This is a genomic window from Pseudomonas sp. GW821-FHT11G12 (assembly GCF_058808055.1).
In genome coordinates this window covers 1-588 of the sequence record NZ_JBXARH010000017.1, presented here as the reverse complement: position 1 = coordinate 588, position 588 = coordinate 1, and the positions used below count along the sequence as shown (strand labels likewise).

Genomic DNA, 588 nt, shown 5'->3' with positions numbered 1-588 from the left:
GCGCCGTTGGCAGTCGGATGAGCATCGTTGTGATCCAGGGTGTAGCTGTAGCTCACGACACCCGTCGTAGCGTTGAAGCCTGTAATCGTCAGCGTGCTGCCCAACGGAGTCGTGACCGATTGCGGGAAGCCTGCGGCCACGCCATTGGTGACGACGGCGATTCCGCCGACAGTCAACGTGGTGACACCGTCCAGTGCAGTGATGGTGAACGTGCCGCTCTGAGTCAGGGCGGTGGCATCCGGTGCACTGCCGGTGCTGAGATTTTTCTCGAAGACGGTGAGTTCACCACCGTTCACATCGAGACCACTGATGGTCACCGGATCGTCGTTGTTGTGAATCTGCAGAACAAGATTCGCAGTGCTGGTATCGCCGTCCGAGTCGGTGATGGTGTAGGTGAAAGTTTCAGTCCCGTTGCCGCCACCATGCAGGTTTTTGAAGTCCGCATCGTTGGTGTTCAGCGTATAGGTGTAAGTGCCGTTGGCGTTCAACACCAGCGTGCCGTAGGTCCCTGTGAAAGTACCGGCAGTGATCGGCCCGGCATTGGGACCGGTTGGGACGCGGTCAGCGCCTTGCACGTCGTTGGTCAGG

The 588-nt window shown here is 59.0% G+C and carries 1 protein-coding gene; it reads right to left on the bottom strand.

Annotated features, from left to right (window positions below; all coding sequences use genetic code 11):
- On the bottom strand, nucleotides 1-588 hold a 588-nt coding region (locus AC1RR7_RS29735), incomplete at both ends, for a cadherin-like domain-containing protein (RefSeq protein WP_493158908.1).